The 18,800-nt window shown below is 72.0% G+C and carries 9 protein-coding genes; 1 reads left to right on the top strand and 8 read right to left on the bottom strand.

Features of this window, described 5'->3' with window-relative positions:
- The first annotated feature begins 127 nt into the window (after window positions 1–127).
- Window positions 128–994 carry a hypothetical protein gene (locus tag LL648_RS39880; protein ID WP_232668163.1) on the top strand — a complete coding sequence of 289 codons (867 nt, stop codon included), beginning with the start codon at window positions 128–130 and terminating at the stop codon, window positions 992–994.
- On the opposite strand, the gene LL648_RS39875 is transcribed toward LL648_RS39880, so the two are convergent.
- From LL648_RS39875 to LL648_RS39840, 8 genes are all read right to left on the bottom strand, one after another.
- Window positions 991–2,121 (bottom strand): Lrp/AsnC family transcriptional regulator, encoded by a 1,131-nt coding sequence (locus LL648_RS39875; protein WP_232668162.1) that lies wholly within the window; start codon window positions 2,119–2,121, stop codon window positions 991–993. The genes LL648_RS39880 and LL648_RS39875 overlap by 4 nt on opposite strands.
- A 35-nt stretch (window positions 2,122–2,156) precedes the next feature.
- Window positions 2,157–2,597 (bottom strand): helix-turn-helix transcriptional regulator, encoded by a 441-nt coding sequence (locus tag LL648_RS39870; RefSeq protein WP_232668161.1) that lies wholly within the window; start codon window positions 2,595–2,597, stop codon window positions 2,157–2,159.
- 14 nt (window positions 2,598–2,611) lie between these two features.
- A complete protein-coding gene (locus tag LL648_RS39865; protein ID WP_232668160.1) occupies window positions 2,612–3,403 on the bottom strand; it encodes an ATP-binding cassette domain-containing protein in 792 nt (263 codons plus the stop codon).
- Window positions 3,400–4,440, bottom strand: coding sequence for an ABC transporter permease (locus LL648_RS39860; protein ID WP_232668159.1), 1,041 nt, complete (start codon window positions 4,438–4,440; stop codon window positions 3,400–3,402). Before LL648_RS39860 ends, LL648_RS39865 begins: the two co-directional genes overlap by 4 nt.
- An 81-nt stretch (window positions 4,441–4,521) precedes the next feature.
- Window positions 4,522–5,616 carry a sugar ABC transporter substrate-binding protein gene (locus tag LL648_RS39855; protein WP_232668158.1) on the bottom strand — a complete coding sequence of 365 codons (1,095 nt, stop codon included), beginning with the start codon at window positions 5,614–5,616 and terminating at the stop codon, window positions 4,522–4,524.
- Window positions 5,617–5,647: 31 nt separating this feature from the next.
- Entirely contained in the window at window positions 5,648–6,376 is a 729-nt protein-coding gene (locus LL648_RS39850; protein WP_232668157.1) for a nucleoside/nucleotide kinase family protein, read from the bottom strand.
- A 134-nt stretch (window positions 6,377–6,510) separates the two neighbouring features.
- A complete protein-coding gene (locus tag LL648_RS39845) occupies window positions 6,511–7,563 on the bottom strand; it encodes a LacI family DNA-binding transcriptional regulator (RefSeq protein ID WP_232668156.1) in 1,053 nt (350 codons plus the stop codon).
- An 86-nt stretch (window positions 7,564–7,649) separates the two neighbouring features.
- Window positions 7,650–18,776, bottom strand: a complete 11,127-nt coding sequence (locus tag LL648_RS39840; protein WP_232668155.1) for an amidohydrolase — start codon at window positions 18,774–18,776, stop codon at window positions 7,650–7,652.
- Between the last annotated feature and the right edge of the window lie 24 nt (window positions 18,777–18,800).

The raw sequence follows: 18,800 nt of genomic DNA, 5'->3' as shown, positions 1-18,800 counted from the left end.
AATTCCCGCTCAGTTCTCCCAGCCGTTCGAACGACGTTCCGACGTTACCGATTCGCGCATCGAACGTCCCCGGAGCGACCAGTTGGCAGCAGTTCCACCGAGGCGCCGAACCGGAGCGCAGAATTCATTGTGCGGGCTCATCTCACCGACTCCCCGCGGAGCTTCCATGAAGATCGAAAACGGGCGGGCAGAGCGCGCCGCCCGGTCGCGTTTCCGAATCGCGCGGGCCCTTCTGCTCGCCGCGATCACCCTCGGACTACTCGTTCTCGCCGCAACGATCACCCTCTTCTGGATGGGCCATCCCGACTCGGTGTGGTCGAGGGCGATCGCTGTCGTGACCGGTCTCGGCCCGGTCGCCGTGCTGGTACTGGCCGAGCTGCGCAGCCCGAGCCGCCGTCGCCCGGCCGCGTGGCTGGTGCGCGGCTCGGCCGTGACCGTTCCCCAGGCCGTTGCACTCTGGCTGGTGTCGAGCTCCTATTCGGCCCATGCCGGCAGCGGCGTCACCGAATCGGTTTCCGCGATCCTGCCGATCGCACTAGTCGGTGCACAATTCGCCCTGCTCACGGCCGCGCGGCGCATTCTTCTGCAACCACTCCGACCGGAGCTCGGACTGCTCCCGATCGACATCACCATGCGGGTCAGGGCAAGTCAGCGGGGAATGCCGGCCGTGGCGGTGATGGACCAGGTCGTGCTCGAGGACGAGCTGCTCGTCGTCCTCGCGCAAACGGCGCCGGCGACCGTGTGGGCCCTCCCCATTCAGCTTTCCAACATCACTGCCGTCGACGTGCGTCACGTCTCGGGCCGCGAGCCTTGGCTCACGGTCGACGGCCACGAGCGCTACGCCGTTGCGGGCGAGAGCGTCGTCGTCACGCATCGGGCCGGCACCCAGGAGCTTCCGGTGCCCGACGCCGCCGGCTTCGCCGAGGTCCTGCGCGTCAGGGCCGCACGCGCCGAGGCCCGCGCGGCCACCGTCGACGGCTGCGTCCCGAACTAGGCGAGGTCGAGCCCGCGGTGTGCCGACCGTTGCATGAACGCGTTGACGTAGGCGGCGTTGGGCCGGTCGAGGCCACCGGCCGCCACCGGCTCCCGCCACGGGTCGAACACGACGGCCGGCGTGCCGTAGCCCTCCTCGGTGAGGTACCGCCCGAGTCGCTTGATCCGCCGCATCGTCACCACCCGGTCCACCACACGCAGGCGGGGCAGCCGCTCGGCGAGCACCGCCTCGAGCCGGTGCATGTCCTCGAGCCGGCGCAACCACGACATCACCATCAGGTTTGCCGGCCCGCCCACGATCCCGACGGTCAGCCGCGTCTCCGGCATCGCCGCCAGCGCGGCCGCCGTCGCGGCGTGCTGGTCGGCCGGCGCCGACATCCACATCGCTACCGAGACCGGCCAGCCCGACAGCGGCTGGCTCACGTCGCACCGCACGACGAGCTGCCGCGATCCCAGCGCCGTATGCAGGCGGCGCCGCGCGGTCGGCCGGCTCACGCCCAAGCGCGCTGCCAGCTCGCTGATGCCCATCCTGGCGTCGTCGGTCAGCAGCTGGTGCAGCTCGCGCAGCTCGTCGTCGGGCAGCAGCGTGCCGGCTACGGCCGGGTGGACGGTCGGGCGCCCGATGCGGCGACGCTGGACGGGGTCCAGCGCGCCCAGCTCCCACCGGCTGCCCTCCACGACGACCTGGGAGATGAGGTGGCTCCGGACGGAGCGGATCCCGGAGACCGCCGAGGTGCCGTGGAGCATGAACCGCGACATCGCGTCGAGGCCGGCCGCGTAGACCGTGAGCAGCAGGTCGCAGCTGCCCGAGACGAAGGCGACCGAGGCCACCCGCGGGTCCGCGGCGAAGGCGGTCGCCGCGGGCAGGATCTGGTCCATGTCGCAATCGACCTCCACGAAGGCCGAGGCCATCCGGCCTTCCCGCGGCAACCCCGGATCGACGGCCAGCCAGGCCGCGCCGTTCGCCGTCAGCCGTTCCCAACGGCGCGCCAGGGTGCCCGCGTCGACGTCGACGACACCCGCGATCTCCGACCACGGAGCGCGCGGACTCAGCTGCATCGCGTTGAGCAGCGCGAGGTCGGTCTCGTCGATGGTCGGTTCTTGTTGAGGCGTGCTGGACGCCCGCATCCTTCTCATGATTCCCCCGTGTCGACGCCCATGCCTCAGCCCGCCTGCCGGCTCGCGACGTCGTGGTGCACCGCGAGCTCGCCACGCGCCATGCGTTGCCGGACCGCCGCCCGCGACCGGGCGTCCCTCTCGTCGAGCAGCTGCGCCGCGCGGGCGTAGAGGCGCAGGACCCGCTCCGGGGGTCGCCGCTGCCCGCTGAGCGTCACCAGCGACTGGCCTGCCGCTCGGCGCAGTCGCAGGTCGAGCATGGCGCGTTCGAGCGGTGAGCCGTTCGGCAAGAAGCCGTGGGCGAGCCGGCGGCAGACCTCGTCGGACGGCCGCCCGCGGTCCTGCTCCAGCTTCACCAGCCACGGCAGCGAGACGCCTGCGGCCTCGGCCAACGTGCTCTGGGAGAGCCGGGACGCGACGCGCCGGGAGATCAGCTCCCAGCCGAACGAGCTGGTCCTGTTGCCACCGACCTCGTTGTGGGTGGACATGCGCTTCTCCTTCCTCAGGAGGCGTGACGTGCGGGTTCCATCGCTCCGGTCATCAGCGCCACGGTCTCGGCCATCGTGTGCGACCCCGGGGTCGTCACCGTCAGCCGCCGGCCGAGCCGATGGACGTGGATGCGATCGGCTATCTCGTAGACGTGGGGCATGTTGTGGCTGATCAGGATCACCGGGAGCCCGCGGTCGCGGACATCGCGGATCAGCTGCAGCACCCGCTCGCTCTCCTTCACCCCCAGTGCGGCGGTGGGTTCGTCGAGGATCACGACCTTGCTGCCGAACGCCGTCGAGCGGGCGACGGCCACCCCCTGCCGCTGCCCACCGGAGAGGCTCTCCACCGCCTGTCCGATGTCCTGCAGCGTGGCGATCCCGAGGTCGCTCATGTGTTGTTGGGCCTCGGCCCGCATGCGCTTGCGGTCGAGCCGGCGCAGCACGGTGCCGGCGAAGCCGGGTCGGCGCAGCTCGCGACCGAGGAACAGGTTCTCCGCGATGTCGAGGCCCGGCGCGAGCGCCAGGGTCTGGTACACGGTCTCGATGCCGGCCCGGCGACCGTCCATCGGGTTGGTGAACCGCACGACCTCGCCGTCGAGGCGGATCTCGCCGGAATCGGGCACCAGCGCGCCGGACAGCGCCTTGATGAGGCTCGACTTGCCCGCGCCGTTGTCCCCGACGATCGCCAGGATCTCCCCCGGGTAGAGGTCGAGGTCCGCCCCGGCGAGCGCGGTGACGGCGCCGTAGCGCTTGACCAGGTCGCGGGCCTGCAGCACCGGTTCGCGGGAGTCGACGACGGCGGTCATGCCCGTACCTTCCGGATCCACTGGTCGATGGCGACGGCGATCAGCACCAGCACCCCGATGGCGAGCCCCTGCCAAACGACGTCGACGCCACCGAGCTGCAGCCCGTTGCGGAACACCCCGACGATCAACGCGCCGACCAGCGTCCCCGCCACGAGGCCACGCCCGCCGAAGAGGCTCGTGCCGCCGAGCACCACCGCGGTGATCGAGTCGAGGTTGTACTCGACGCCGACGTTGGGGCTGGCCGAACCCAGCCGGCCCATGAGGATCCAGGCGCCGACCGCGTACACCAGCCCCGCGACGACGTAGACGGACAGCAGCACGCGGTTGGTCCTGATGCCGGCGAGGCGGGCCGCCTCGATGTCGTCGCCGGTGGCGTAGACGTGCTTGCCCCACGCGGTGCTGCTCAGCACGTAGACGAACACGCCGAACAGCGCCAACATGATGATCGACCCGTAGGTGATGCGGAAGTCGCCGATGGGGAACGTCGTGCCCGTCCAGGTCAGCACGGGCGACATGTCGGTGCCGCGGATCGTCTCGCTGCGCGAGACCACCGCGTTGAGCGAGAAGAAGATGCTCAGCGTGCCGAGGGTGACGATGAACGGCGGCAGCTTCAACCGGGTCACCAGCAGCCCGTTCACCGCGCCCATGAGCGTGCCCAGCACCAGCCCGACGAGCAGCGCCACCGGGCCGGGGACGCCGAGCCCGTGCGACGCGTTCGCCATCAGGATCGAGGTGAACACCGCGATGGCGCCGACCGAGAGGTCGATTCCCGCGGTGAGGATGACGAGCGTCTGGCCGAGGGCGAGCGTGGCGATCACAGTGACCTGGGCGAGCACGAGCCCGAGGTTCGCCGCCGCCAGGAACCGGTCGCTGACCAGCGAGAACACGGCAATCGCCAGGAGGAGCACGGCGATCGGGCCGAGGATCGGCCGCTGGTGCAGCAGGCGTTGGAGCCGGGCGGACGCGGAACGGGACGGCCGGAGCGTCCCCTCGCCGAACGACACCACGGCATCGGTGGTGCCGGAGATGCTGCTCATGATCTTGCTTGATCCTTCCTGGGAGCGCCCTCCTAGCGCCGCGGCCGGGCCGTTCTTCGGGTCGGCCCGGCCGCGACGGTCTCAGCCCCAGCAGTTCTGCGCGCCGAACGCGGTGTCCTTCGATTCGACGCCTGTCTGCGGGGAGTCGGTGATGAGGTTGACGCCGGTGTCGAAGAAGTCCTTGCCGGCCGTGGGGGCCGGCTTGGTGCCGTCCTTCGCGAACTGCGCGATGGCCTCGACACCCAGCTGCGACATCTTCAGCGGGTACTGCTGCGACGTCGCTCCGATGCGGCCGGCCTTGACCGCCTCCACGCCGGGGCAGCCGCCGTCGACCGACACGATCGTCACCTGCTTCTCGACACCGGCCGCCTTGAGCGCCTCGTAGGCACCGGCCGCGGCGGGCTCGTTGATCGTGTAGACCAGGTTGATCGTGGGGTCCTTCTGCAGGAGGTTCTCCATCGCGGTGCGCCCGCCCTCCTCGTCCCCGTTCGTCGCCTCGTGGCCGGCGATCCGCGGGTCCGACTCGTCGCCGATCCGGTTCTTGTCGCCGACCTCGACCCCGAACCCGGTGAGGAAGCCCTGGTCGCGCTGGACGTCGACGGAGACCTGGTTGGCGTTGATGTCGAGCATCGCGATGCGGGCGGTCTTGCCGTCCTTCTCGAACCGCGCCTTCGCCCACTGCCCGATGAGCACGCCGGCCTGGAAGTTGTCGGTCGCGAAGGTCGCGTCGGCCGAGTTCGCCGGCTCGAGCGGCGTGTCCAGCGCGATGACCAGCATGCCGGCCTGCCGCGCCCGGTCGATCGACGGGATGATCGCCTTGGTGTCGTTCGCGGTGATGAGGAAGCCCTTGGCGCCCGCGGAGATCAGGTTCTCGATCGCCTGCACCTGCGACTCGTTGTCGCCGTCCTGCTTGCCGGCGAAGGTCTGCAGCGCGACACCCGACTGGCCGGCCTCCTGCTGCGCGCCGTCCCGCATCTTGACGAAGAACGGGTTCGTGTCCGTCTTGGTGATCAACCCGACGACGGGCTGACCACCAGCGTTCGCACCACCGCCGCTCGGGGCGCTGCCGCTCGTGCCGCCGCACGCGGCGAGCAGGCAGGCGGCGACCAGTCCCGTGCTGACGGCGGCGACGGTGCGCGAAGGGAGCGCGCGCGGTCGGTTCAGCAGCTGCATCATCGGAGCCTTTCGTGGGAGGGGTGGCACGAGCTCACGCCGACCGGCGTCGCTCGACGGTCCGCGCGGGGGCGAGGGCGACCAGCACGGAATCCGGCACGACGAGATCGGCCTCGTCGCGCGTCGATCGGATCAGTTCCGCGTTGGCCTCGTCCGGGCCGAGGGCCCAGGCCTCGGCGGCGGCCGGGCTCTTGCCGAAAACGACGTGCCGCAGGATCAGCTGCTCGATGCGCCGGTCCTCGTCGGCCTCGCAGTACCAGACCTCGTCCAGCATCGTCCGCAGCGGGAGCCACGACTCCTGGTCGACGAGGAGGTAGTTGCCCTCGGTGAGGATCAGCCGCGCCGCCGGGGGCACCGGGATGCTGCCGGCGACGGGCACGCCGTGGTCGCGGTCGAACGTCGGCGCGTACACGACCTCGGAGAGGTCCGCGGTCACCCTCCGCAGCAGCGCGACGTACCCGGCCGAGTCGAACGTGTCCGGTGCGCCCTGCCGGTCGCGCCGGCCGAGCCGGTCGAGCTCGCTCTCCGCGAGGTGGAACCCGTCCATCGGGACGTGCGCGACCCAGTCCCCCGCCGGCAGGCCGGCCGGCGGCGTCGGCGCGAGCTCATCGAGCAGGCACTCGACCAGCGTGCTCTTGCCGGAGCCCGGCACGCCGGTGATCCCGAGAACGGCCCGTTGCCCGTCCACGACGAGCGCACGTGCGCGTTCCACCAGCTCCGCCAGGCCTGTGACCTGGTCGGCGCCGTCCCCCCGCTGGCGCATGAGCGTGTCCACATCCGATCCGGTCGTCGTGTTGGTGGACGCCACCATCCACCCTCGCAACGGTTTGCGCAATACCTCGCGCAAACCTGTGCGCACCGCTGCCAGCCGTCACGCTCCGTGACGAGCAGCGGGGGTCAGGAGGCTGAAGACGCGCCGCGTTCGCCCTCGACGCACCCGCACGAATCGCGGTGCACGAACTGGGGCCGCAGCGAGACCTTCCGGTGCGGGGTGTCCGGATCGGCGAGCCTGGTGAGCAGCATTCGCACCGCGTGATCGCCGATCGCATCGATGGGCTGGGCGAGCACGGACAGGCGCGGGCTGAAGAAGTCGGCCCACGCAAAATCGTCGTACCCGATCAGCGCGAGATCTCCCGGAATGGTGATGCCGGCCGCCCTCGCCGCACCCATCACGCCGATGGTCATCTGGTTGTTGCCCGACACGACCGCGGTCGGCTGCTCGGGCAGCTCCAGCAGCGACTGCAGCGCGCGGCGCCCGCCCAGCTCCGTCGAGTCGCCGCTGACCAGGTACTTCCTGGAGAACTTCAGGTCGTTGCGCTCCAGGCCCAACCGGTAGCCGGCAACCCGCTCCGTGGTGGTGGTGAGCCCGGTCTTGCCGCTGATCATCGCCACCCGCCGGTGCCCGTTGTGCACGACGTGGTCGACGAGCGCGGCGGTCGACTCGACGTTCTCCGAGCCCACCTGGTCGATATCGAGTGAGGGCAGGATCCGGTCGACCACCGCTACCGGGATATTGCGCTGCTCGCAATAGGTCAGTGCTCGTTCCGGGCGAGCGGAAGGCGCCAGAATGACCGCGTCCACATTCCGGGCGAGCAGGTCGGAAATCGCGCGCAGCTCGCTCGCGGGGTCGTCGTGGGTGTCGGTCAGCAGCAGCGAGTACCCCGAGAGGGTCAGGCTGCGCTCGATGCTCAAGATGAGCTCGTTGAACGACGGGTTCAGCGAGAGCGACAGCGCCAGCCCGACCATGCGCGTGCCCACGGTGCGCATCGACCGCACGACGTCGTCCGGCACGTAGCCGGTGGCGGCGACGGCGGCCAGCACGGCCTGCTCGGTGGGCGCTGCCACCTTCCGCGTGCGGTTCAGCACGTGGGAGACGGTGGTCACCGACACGTTCGCGTTGGATGCGACGTCGGCCATCGTGACGAGACGGCGGCGACCGGTTCCTGGCACGCCCGCAGGGTAGCAACGATTTGCGCGCAGCCGGAGTTGATCATGGCGTTCCGCGGCGGACCACTGCCGCCGACGGCGATTCCTGATCATGGTTGTGATCCCTTTTCCCTTGGTTCAGCGGCCCGCGGGAGTGCGGGCCGCTCGTCGTCCGGGGCGGTGTCGCCCACGGGGAGCTCTTCTGCGACGACCGCGCGAAGCCGCCGGTCCAGCTCGACGAGAGCGGCGTAGCGCTCGGTGCAGTCGGCGCACCAGGCCAGGTGCTTCGCCAGGACCGTCCGCAACGCGGCGCCGCGGACGTGTGCCGGCAGCTCTTCCGCACAGGTGGTGCAGGTCTTGGACGAGCCGGTCGGCACCGGCAACAACCTGCGTTGCAGCTCGCCGAGCAGCTGCTTGCGAAGGCCTTCGCGGGCTCTGGCCAGCAATGCCGAGACGGCGTTCGGGGCGATCCCCAACGCCGGCGCGATGCCCGCCGGCTTCAGGCCGTCGTCATCGGTCAGTTCGAGGACCCGCCGCCACCGCTCAGGCAATCGGTCCCGGAGCCGCTCCATGTTCACGCTGACGGTCGGTTCGGCCGCTGCGCCCGCCGAGGCCGACTCCGGGCCCGCAAGATCGGCCAGCCCGTCGTCGGACACCTCCCGGCGCTGTTTCCTGGCCGCGTACGTAGCCGCATTGCGCGCGGAGGTCACGAGGTAGCCGCGCACTGTCTGGTCCGGGCCGAAGCCGCGGCGCAGGATGGCGACCATGCCGACGAACGCTGCGGCCGCGGCGTCCTCTGCATCCTCACGCGACCTGGCCAGGCCGCGCGCGAACTCGACGGTCGCAGCCCAGTGGCGCGTGAACAGCTCGCTGATCGCAGCATCAGCGCCCGCCGGGTCGGCGCGGACGCGCGCCGCCAGTTCGAGGTCGTAGCGGTCCGCCTCGGCCTTCGACACCACCGGTTCCCGAGCGTCGCGACCGCGGCCGCCGAGCGGGCCCGCGCCCATGACGGCAGCGGCAGCGCCCAGCTCCGGGGCCGGGACCCCGGCCAGCAGGGCGACGACGATGGCGCCGGCGGCGATCCCCCACAGCAGGACCTGCAGCACGAACGTCAGATCGCTGGCGTACGACGTCGGGGTCCGGCGCTCTTCGGGATCGTCGTGCAGACGGCGCAGCGTCACCCGGACCCACCGGGCGCCGCCGTCGGCCAGCCACAGCGCCGACGCGATGCCCATCGCGGCCAGCGCCAGCGAGAGCGGCGGCAGATCCTGCGCGAGGTGCATACCGACGACCAGCGCGGCGCCGCCCGCGACGACGGTCGCCAGCACGTCCAGCGCGGGGCGGACCCAGACCCGGCCGGGCTCGACCGGCGCGCGGACGCCGACGGGGTCGACATCCGCGAGCAGGTCCGCGAACAGCCTCGCCACAGGGAGCGGCAGGTCGGCGAGTACCTGCGGGTACAGCCGCAGTGCAAGGGCGATCCCGGCTGCGGGGTGGTGACGTGCGGTGACCCGCGCGGTGACCGCCATGGCGACGTGCAGCCGGATCGCGAAGATCCGGGCCACCCGCGCGGAGAGCACGACGTCGGCCGTAGCGGCCAGCTCCACCAGCCGCTGCGCAAGATCCGCTACACCGTCCAGACGCAACTGCAGCCGTGCGTCCACGCCCTCTCCGACGATCGCCGCGGCCGGCTCAGGGTGGGCAGGAAAGCCACTTTCAGGCCCTGTGCGGGCAGGAAAGTGGCTTTCCTGCCCACCGCCTGCCGTCGGTGAAGGCGCGATGAGTGCCGGGTGGCGGGCGACGGCCCGCAGCTCCAGGCGCATGCGCTCCGCGTCCTGCGGTCGGGGAAACCCGTGGACGGCGCGCGCGAGGCGGGCGACGACGAAGGCGACCTGCCGACCGACGGGCCCGCGGGGGCGTGTCCGGTACCACCACACGCCGGCAGCCCCGAGCAGCAGGAGCACCCCGGCCGCGGTCCAGGGCGCACCGGTGTCCGCCGGTGCCCGGACCTCGGCGGCAGCGGCAACGCCGCTCGGTACGAGCAGGACCAGCGCGACGGCGAGGGCGAGCCCGGCCGCGATCCGCGCCGCCCACACCCGCGGCGGCGCCCTCGCCTGCCTCCGGCCGACCCACCGCCCGCCGACCGGCAGGAACCCGGCCATCGCGACGGCCGGGCCGAAGTCACTGGCAGCGGCGATGTGCAGCAGGACGCCCAGCAGCATCCCGCTGACGACACCGTTGCGGGCCCGGTCGAGTCCGTCCATTCCGGTTGTCGCCAACCGCCGAGCGGCCCAACGCGTCCGGCGCAGCAGCGCCACCCGGGCACCGGCCCACATCCCGACGGCCAGCACCGCGGTCAGCAGCAGGACCGGCAGCGGCCCGAGGAACACGGTCCCGCCCGCGCCGAGGAGCATTCCGCGCAGCCAGGCGGCGATCAGGGCGATCCACGCGCGCCGGTCGGTGCGCCGGGGTTGGGACTTGACCTCGATCGGGCCCACCTCGGAGAGCCACCGCACGGCCCGCTGGGCCACCAGCCGGGGCTGGGTGCGCAGCAGGCGGTAGTAGATGTTGCGGGCGACGATCTCGGTGGCGTCCTGGTTCTGCGTCTGCGCCATCCGGTTCAGCACCGCAACCGCGATCACCAGCTGGAGGGCGAGCGCTCTGTACTGTCGCCGGGAGAGCTCGGGAAGCGGGTTGTCGGGGTGGCCTCGGAGCAGGACGGCGAGTGCCGCGACCGCCGCTTCCGAGATCCGCACGCGGGCGCCCGCACCGACGCCGACGATCTCGCCCGGCGCGGCCGGTGAGCGGGCGACCAGCTCGACCCCGTTCCGCTCGACGGCCCGCATCTCCGCAGCGAGCCCCGGAACGGCCGTTGGGGTCAGCCGGGTTACGTACAACACCTGGTCGAGCAGCGCGCCCACCTGCCGCACCGGCACGTCCGTCCCGGTGGGCATCCGCACCAGCAGGTAGCCGACCAACCCGACCAACCCGGCCAAACCGAGCCAGCCCCACACCGTCGCAGAGAAGACCGAGCTCACGGAGTCGACCGATCCCGCATGGGTCGTCGCGGCGGCGAGGCGGACGGTGGCGATCACCCCGGCGGCGACGAGCCCGACCGTGACGCCGGCCTGGGCCACGAATCGCGCCAGCCCGGAGAGCACCCGGTGCACCAGCGAGGCCGCGAGCACGGCGGTCGTCACGCCCACCAGCGCGACCACCACACCGGGTGCCCACGTCCCTGCGGCGATGGTGAGCAGCAGCGGGGCCAGCGACACCAGTGCCGCGGCGATCCGCACCAGCGGCGAGCGGCCGGGCGGCGACGCGTCGCGATCCTCCGGCGCGTGTGCCGGCAGCAGCGCCGGATCGGCCGCCGTGGGGGCCGTCGCCGCGGGAGCCGCCACCGGTCCGGTGGGCAGCGGGAGGTCGGTCGTCCCCGCCGGTCCGTTCAGCGCCGCGACGACGACCATCGCGAACAGCCGGACCCCGGCCAGGATCGCCGCGGGGTCGAGGCTGGCCGCGTAGCCGGGGCTGTGCAGGTCCTGGATCTCCTCGCCGTCCCGGCGGGTGCCGAGCGACAGGTACATGCCCTTGACCTTCTGCAGGAAGACCGAGAAGTCGTCGCCGCCCTCCGACGCCGATGCCGCGACCAGCGCCGCCTGCCCCAGCCAGGCGAGCACCACGTCGTCGACCAACCGGGTTGAGCCCTCATCGTTGATCACCGCCGGGACCGCTTGCTCGAACTCCACGTGGTGGCCGACCTCGCGCCGCTGGTCCGCCGTGATCTCGCCGGCCGCTTCCAGCCGATCCAGCGCCTTCTCCAGCTCCTCTGCGACGATGCCCCGCAGCACCTCGTCGAGGACGCGGCGCACCTCGGGGTTCTCCGTCCGCGGTGTCCCTTCGAGGACCGCGGTCCCCGGTATCGCGTTCGCGGCGTTCCCAGCCTGGATCTTCCCGATCGCGAACTGGACCGGCGCGCCCTTCTCGTTGCTCTCGATCCCGGCGGCGCGCAGCACCTGCTTCACCCGCGCGGTGATCGGCAGCACCATCGCCGAGGCGATCAACCCGGCGTTGACCGCCTGGTACGGCCGCGATCCGTGGCCACCCTTCCCGGTCACGGTGATCTTGAGGAAGTTGCCGTCGTAGTTCGTCGTCCCCACCCGGGTGCCGACCTGCCCGACCAGGTACTGCGGCATGACGTGCAGGCTGAAGATCTGCTCCACGCCGTCGAGCACGCCGGCCCCGACCATGGCGGCCGCGCCGCTGACCTGCTCCTCCGCCGGCTGGAAGATGATCCGCACCCGCCCGCGCAGCGCGCCTTCCGGCAGCTGCGAGAGCACCTTCGCCAGGCCGAGCATCACCGTCGTGTGCACGTCGTGCCCGCAGGCGTGGCACACCTTCGCGACGGTCGACGCAAACGGGAGCCCCGGCGTCTCCTCCACATCGAGCGCGTCGATGTCGGCCCGGGTCGCGACGATCGGACCGGCGGTGCCGATGTCGACCACGACCCCGGTGCCGGCCACCTCCCGCGGCTCCAGCCCCATCCCGCGCAACTGCTCGATGATGTAGGCCTGGGTCCCGAACTCGACGGTGCTCAGCTCCGGGTGCTGGTGCAGATACCAGTACCACCGCAACGCGGCGTGCGCCACGCCCGCCATGAGCAGGTTGAGCCAGGTCGGTGAGTTGCCGACGAACCGGTCCTCCAGCACGGCGTCCGGCTCGGGCTCGATGGCGGGCCTCGTGGATCCGGCCGCTTCCGGTGCGGTGGTCGCACGATCCGCGGCCATGTGGCGTGCCCGGCTGCCGTCGTCGTCGGCCGGTGCCCGCGCGCGGTACCCGCGGACGAGGTGCACGATCACCGCGACGACCAGCACGACGGCAGCGAGCACCAGCGCCGCGTTGTCGTACGCCCAGCGCGCGATCGGAACGTCCGTCCCACCGGTGGGCACCGCGGCGGACGCCGCCAGCGCGTGGACGAGGATCAGCGCGGCAGCGATGCCCACCACGATCGCGATCCGGGTCGGCCAGCCCCACGAGACCCGCAGACCCGCCACCGCGCGCCACCCGATGCCGAGCAGCCGCGCAACAGCACGGACCAGCGGCAGCACCTTCCCGAACAGCAGCCGCGGCAGCGTCCGCAACGTGCTCGGCAAGACGTTCGCCGCAGCCGTGAACGTCGCGAGACCACCCACGACCAGCACCACCGACACGGCGTCCCAGCCGCCGGGGCCCCACACCCCCACCACGGTCCCGAACGCGCCGACGACGTAGAGCGCGGCCTTCACGAACCCATTGGCGACCGTGAGCGCGGCCCGCTGCGCCGGGGTGAACGACGACGCCGACTTCACCACCGCGCCCAGCCCGAGCAGCATGCCGGTCGAGGTCGTCTCCAGCATGTACAGGCCGATGATCGTGCCCGGGATCGGGCTGCCGGTGACGTGCTGGGTGAACCCGACGATCGCGCCGCCGAGCGCCATCAAGGCCGCCATCGCGATCACGAACGCGCCGGGGTTGGTCTGCAGCAGGCCGGCGGCGTCGGACTTCGACCTCGCGTTCCTGCGGTCGGCGACCACGAAGACCCCGGCCAGCAGCAGCCCGCCACCGATGAACGCCCCGCTCGCGACGAGCGTCTCCCCCAAGCTCGCCCCAGCCGCCTTGAAGAAGATCCGCCACGTCACGTCGATCGCGGCAAGCGTGAGCGCGTAGAGCCCGTACACCGCGAGAACCGTGCGGGCGAGCCGGTTGTGCCGCACCAGCTCCACGAGCAGGACCAGCATCTGCCGCAAGGTCGGCTGGACCGGCCGGTCCCACCGCTCCGACGGCATGACCAGCCACGCCGCCACCCCGAACGCGGCCGTGATCGCCGCGACGACCAGCCCGGCAAGCTGCACCGACGTCGCCTGCAGGAGCTCGGTGAGGACGTTCATGCCCACCAGCACGCCGACCAGCCCGAGCACCGAGATCCCGACCACGCCGTCGCCCAGCACCACCGAGCCGTGCTTGCGACGGACCGCGGTGGTCCGCGCGACCCAGCTCTCCAGCGCACCGATCAGGTAGAAGTTGCCGCTGGCCGCGATGCCGGCCAGCACCGCGGCGATGTAGTAGCCCGGGGCGAAGCCACCCATGAAGCCGACGCCGACGAACACCACTGCCGCGCCGAGCAGGGTCACCACGGTGACCTTGCGGGTGGCGAACTTCTGGTAGGCGGTCCCCACCACCGCCATCCCGACGACCTGGCCGAACGTCGCAACGGTGAACAGCACACCGGCAGCGATCAACGCCGCGATCGGCGAGGCGCCCCCGAACACCGACATCGAGTACATCGCGTACAGCTGCAGCCCGATGCTCACGACCGTGACCGGCACGTACAGCCAGCGGTGCCCACGGCTGATACCGCCGCGCCAGCGCGCGTTGCGCCCCGCTGCCTCGGCCGTGTTGATGTGGTTGTCCAGACGGGCCAACCCAGCAGCCGCCCCGGTCGCCGCCGCCCGCGCCCGCACGGACCCGGCAGGGGCCGATGCCATCCGGTCGACCCGCCGCTGCAGGAACTCCAGCCATGCATCACGCAGCCGGACCTGCTCGACCGGCCACCGGTCGGCCGGCAACCCGGCGATGCGCTGACGGCGCAGCTCGATCGCGGCCCGCAGCTCGTCGGCGCTGCGAGGATCGGCGCTGCTGGGCGCCGCGGCGGCGGGGTCCTTCGGCGGCCCGCGGCGCCAGAGGCTCCACGCAAGCACACCGGCCACGGCGGCACCGGCCACGGCGAGCCACAGCGGGCCACCGGCGGCGATGATCACGCCACCGACGACGGCGGCCACGGCGACCGTGCCGGCCACCCTCGCCCCGCCCCCGGCCTTCGACCCGCGACGCTGCCACCGCAGCAGCCCGACCAACCCGGCCGCCACGCCGGCCAGCACCCCGATCCACACCCAGCGAGCCGGGCCGCCACCTCCCGGCTCGGCCGGCCCGACCTGTTCGGTGCTCCCCGAGGTCGGGCTCGCCGGACCGGTCGTCGGCCTCCCCGAGCTCCCGGACGTGGTCGCGGCGGAGGTGACCTCGGAGGGGACGGCAACGGTGGCGCTGGTGCTCACCGGCGGCGCGGACGAGCCGCCGGCGGGCGGGCCCGCCACGGTCGGTCGCTGCTCGGTGGCCCGCCCGCCGGTCGAAGTGCTGGTCGGGTCCGCGGGCGGGGGCGCCGTCGGATCGGTTGTGGTCGTAGTGGTGGTCGTAGTGGTGGTCGTAGTGGTGGTCGTCGGGGTCGGGGACGTGGTGGACGTCGGACCGGTCGTGGTCGTCGTGGTGGTCGTTGTCGTCGTGGTCGTAGTCGTGGTCGTTGTCGTCGTGGTGGTCGTCGGGTGGGTCGTGGTTGTCGTCACCGGCGGGGTGGTGCTGGGCTGCGCCGCCGCGCCGGGACCGAACCACCAGCCGAGGACCAGCACGACCCCCGCCAGGACAAGCACAACGCCGGTGCGGACGCTCGCCCGCTTCAGCCCGTGCTGCTTGTTCTTTCGCTGCGCGTCGTCGTGCGGGGCGTCGGCGTGCGGGGCGTCGGCGTGCGGCGGCGGGCCGCGGAGCCGTCCGGCACGCACGATGTCGCGGATCCGACCCGCTGCCGCGGTCAGCGCCGAGCCGGCGACCAGCACCCCGAGCGGCCCGACGGTCGCACCGGCCCCGACCGACCCGTCGTCGGCGCTCGCCGAGCCCGCCAGGATCACCAGCAGCGCGAGCGCGGTGCCGACCAGCAGCAGCATCCGCAGCGCCCGCGGCGACCTGGCCCAACGCCACAGCCGCACGAGCCCACGCCCGATCCCGGCCGCGATCAACCTGGGCAATGCAGCGGTGGCGGCCGGCGCCAGCCGGACGACGGCAGCGAAGGTCAGCATCGCCGCGACCGCGCCCAGCCCGGCGACGGCGCTCCAACCACCGGTCGGGAGCGCGATCGTGCTGCCCGCGAAGGCACCCAGGACGTACAGGCCGCCCTTCACGAAACCACCCGCAACGCGGGTCATCCCCTGCTCGGCCGCCGTGAGCACCTTCGACGTCTTGATCATCTTCCCGAGGCCGAGCAGCTTGCCCGTCGAGGTGGTCTCCAGCAGGTAGAGCCCGACCGCGGTGCCCAGGTGCGGGATGTTCGTGAAGTACTGCGTCAGCGCCACGACGATCCCGCCGAACGCCATCAGCGCGGCCATGCCGACCATGAACTCGCCCGGGCTCGTATCCAGGATCCCCTTCGACTGACCGCCCGACTTCGCCTTCTTCAGATCGGCCAGGACGAACAGCGCCGCCAGGAGCACACCGCCGCCGATGAACGCGCCGCTCGCCATCGCGGTCACGCCTGCGGATGCGCCGCTGGCCAGGAAGAACGCCCGCCACGTCGCATCGATCAGGCCCAAGGTGAACGCGTACGTGCCGTAGACGGCGAGGATCCGACGTGCCTCGGGCTTGGCCCGCAGCACCTTCGGCAGGCCCTTGGCCAGTTGCTTGAGCGTCAGCGTTGCCGGCCGGTCCCACCGCTCCGACGGGGTGAGCAGCCACGAGGTCACCGCGAACACCGCCGCCGTACCGGCCCCGAACAGGGCCGCCACCAGCAACGACGACGAGAGCAGCACCGACGTCACCAGGTTCATCACGACCAACGTCGTGACCAGGCCCAACACCGCCAGCCCGATGACACCCTCGCCCAACACAACCGGGCCCTGCTTGCGGCGCAGCTCCGTGGTCCGCGCAACCCACGTCTCCAGCGCGTCGAGCAGGTAGAAGTTCCCGCTCGCCGCAATGCCCGCGAGCACGGCGGCCGCGTAGTAGGCCACCGCCCAACCCGACGCGAAGGCGATCCCGATGAACGCCACACTCGCGACCAGCAGCGTCGCCACCGTCATGGCGCGGGTGGAGAAGCGCTGCCATGCCGAGCCGACAACGGCCATGCCGACGACCTGGCCGAAGGACGCCACCGTGAACAGCACCCCGGCCGCGATCACCGCCGTGATCTCCGAGGCGCCGCCGAGGATCGCCATCGAGTACATCGTCGCCAGCTGCACGCCGATGCCGATCGTCGTGTTGATCACGTAGAGCCAGCGCTGCAGCCGTCCGAGCCCGCCCCGACGCTTTGCGCCACGACCAGCCGCCTGCGCGCTGTCGATGTGCGCATCGAGGCTCGCCAACGCAACAACCGCGAGCTCCAACAGCTCCCGGTGACGATCCGACCCGGGCGCCGCCAACGCGAGCTGATCCGCCACCCCGCCCAGCTGACGCACCAACCCGTCGCGTAGCGGGATCTGCTCGTCGACCCAGCGGTCAGCCGGGATCCCGGCGATCCGGTCCAGCCGCAGCTGGATCGCCGTCCGCAACCCGGCCTCGTCCTGCGGAACCACCGGGTCCGGCGGCGGACCACGTCGCAGAACGCTCCAACGGAGCACCGCACCCGCACCGGCGGCTCCACTCACCACCGCGACCCAGAGCGGAGCACCGGCCGCGACGACCACACCACCGACCACAATCGCGACGACCGCCGCCGTGACGAACCGGCCGGGTCCGAGCGCCCGACGCGCGATCGACCGCGGCAGCCGCGCGGTCGCGGCGGGGGCGAGCCGCGCAACGGCCGCGAACGTCAGCACCGCCGCGACCGCACCCAACCCGGAGACCGCGCTCCACCCGCCTGCGGGGAGCGCGATCGTGCTGCCCGCGAACGCGCCCAGCACGTAGAGCCCGCCCTTCACGAAGCCACCGGCAACGCGGGTCGTGGCCTGCTCCGCCCCGGTGAGCACCTTCGACGTCTTGATCATCTTGCCGAGGCCGAGGAGCTTGCCGGTCGACGTCGTCTCCAGCAGGTAGAGCCCGACCGCCGTGCCCAGGTGCGGGATCGCGGTGAAGTACTGGGTGAGTGCGACCGCGATCCCACCGACGGCCATCAGCGCGGCCATGCCCACCATGAACTCGCCCGGGCTGGTGTCCAGGATCCCCTTCGCCTGACCGCCCGACTTCGCCTTCTTCAGGTCGGATCCCACGAACAGCACTGCGAGCAGCACCCCGCCACCGATGAACGCCCCGCTCGCCAACGCCGTCACACCCGCCGACGCGCCGCTGGACAGGAAGAACGCCCGCCAGGTCGCATCGATCACACCCAGCGTGAACGCGTAGGTGCCGTAGACCGCGAGGATGCGCCTGGCCTCCGGCTTCGCCTTCAACAGCTTCGGCAACCCCTGCGCCAGCTCCTTCAACGTCATGGTCGCCGGCCGGTCCCACCGCTCCGACGGCGTCAACAGCCACGACGTCACCGCCAGCACCGCAGCCACGCCGGCGCCGAACAGCGCGGCGATCGGCAGCGACGTCGTGAGCAGGACCGATGTCACCAGGTTCATCACCACGAGCGTCGTGACCAGGCCCAACACCGCCAGCCCGACCAGCCCTTCACCCAGCACGACCGGGCCGTGCTTGCGACGCAGCTCCGTGGTCCGCGCGACCCAGGTCTCCAGAGCGTCGATCAGGTAGAAGTTCCCGCTCGCCGCGATCCCCGCCAGCACGGCCGCCGCGTAGTACCCGACCGCCCAACCCGACGCGAATGCGATCCCGACGAACGCGACGCTCCCGCCCAGCAAGGTCGCCACCGTCATCCCGCGGGTGGAGAACCGCTGCCACGCCGACCCCACGACCGCCATCCCGACGACCTGACCGAGCGACGCCACCGTGAACAACACCCCGGCCGCGATCACCGCCGTGATCTCCGAGGCGCCACCCAGGATCGCCATCGAGTACATCGTCGCCAGCTGCACGCCGATGCTGACCGTCGTGTTGACCAGGTACGCCCACCGCTGCCAGGCACCCAGCCCACCACGCCGCTTGGCGCCACGACCGGCCGCCTGTGCGCTGTCGATGTGCGCATCGAGGCTCGCCAGGGCCTGAGCCGCACGCTCCACCAGGTCCTGGTGGGCACCGGACCCGGGAACGGCCTGCGCGAGCTGGTCGGCCACATCCCCGAGCAGGCGCAGCAGCGCATCACGCAACGGGATCTGCTCGTCCACCCACCGATCAGCCGGGATCCCGGCGATCCGGGCGACCCGCAGCTCGATCGCCGCCCGCAGTTCCGCCTCGTCCTGAGGACCAGCTGCGGCGGGGCGCGCCGGAGGCGCATGCCGCAAGATGCTCCAGACCAGCACCGCTACCGCCCCGGCAACAGCACTCGCCACCGCAACCCAAAGCGGACTGCCGGCCGCGACGAACCCGCCACCAACCACAACCGCCACAGCCCTGGCCCTCGACACCGACGC

This window comes from Pseudonocardia sp. TRM90224 (assembly GCF_021245725.1).
In the GTDB taxonomy this organism is placed as follows: domain Bacteria; phylum Actinomycetota; class Actinomycetes; order Mycobacteriales; family Pseudonocardiaceae; genus Pseudonocardia.
This window is presented reverse-complemented; position numbering and strand designations above follow the sequence as displayed.

Bases quoted from the DNA above. Each gene is read 5' to 3' on its own strand.
- LL648_RS39865 (WP_232668160.1), bottom strand. From the start codon at position 3,403: ATGACCGCCGTCGTCGACTCCCGCGAACCGGTGCTGCAGGCCCGCGAC.
- LL648_RS39850 (WP_232668157.1), bottom strand. From the start codon at position 6,376: ATGCGCCAGCGGGGGGACGGCGCCGACCAGGTCACAGGCCTGGCGGAG.
- LL648_RS39855 (WP_232668158.1), bottom strand. From the start codon at position 5,616: ATGATGCAGCTGCTGAACCGACCGCGCGCGCTCCCTTCGCGCACCGTC.
- LL648_RS39875 (WP_232668162.1), bottom strand. From the start codon at position 2,121: ATGCGGGCGTCCAGCACGCCTCAACAAGAACCGACCATCGACGAGACC.
- LL648_RS39860 (WP_232668159.1), bottom strand. From the start codon at position 4,440: ATGAGCAGCATCTCCGGCACCACCGATGCCGTGGTGTCGTTCGGCGAG.
- LL648_RS39870 (WP_232668161.1), bottom strand. From the start codon at position 2,597: ATGTCCACCCACAACGAGGTCGGTGGCAACAGGACCAGCTCGTTCGGC.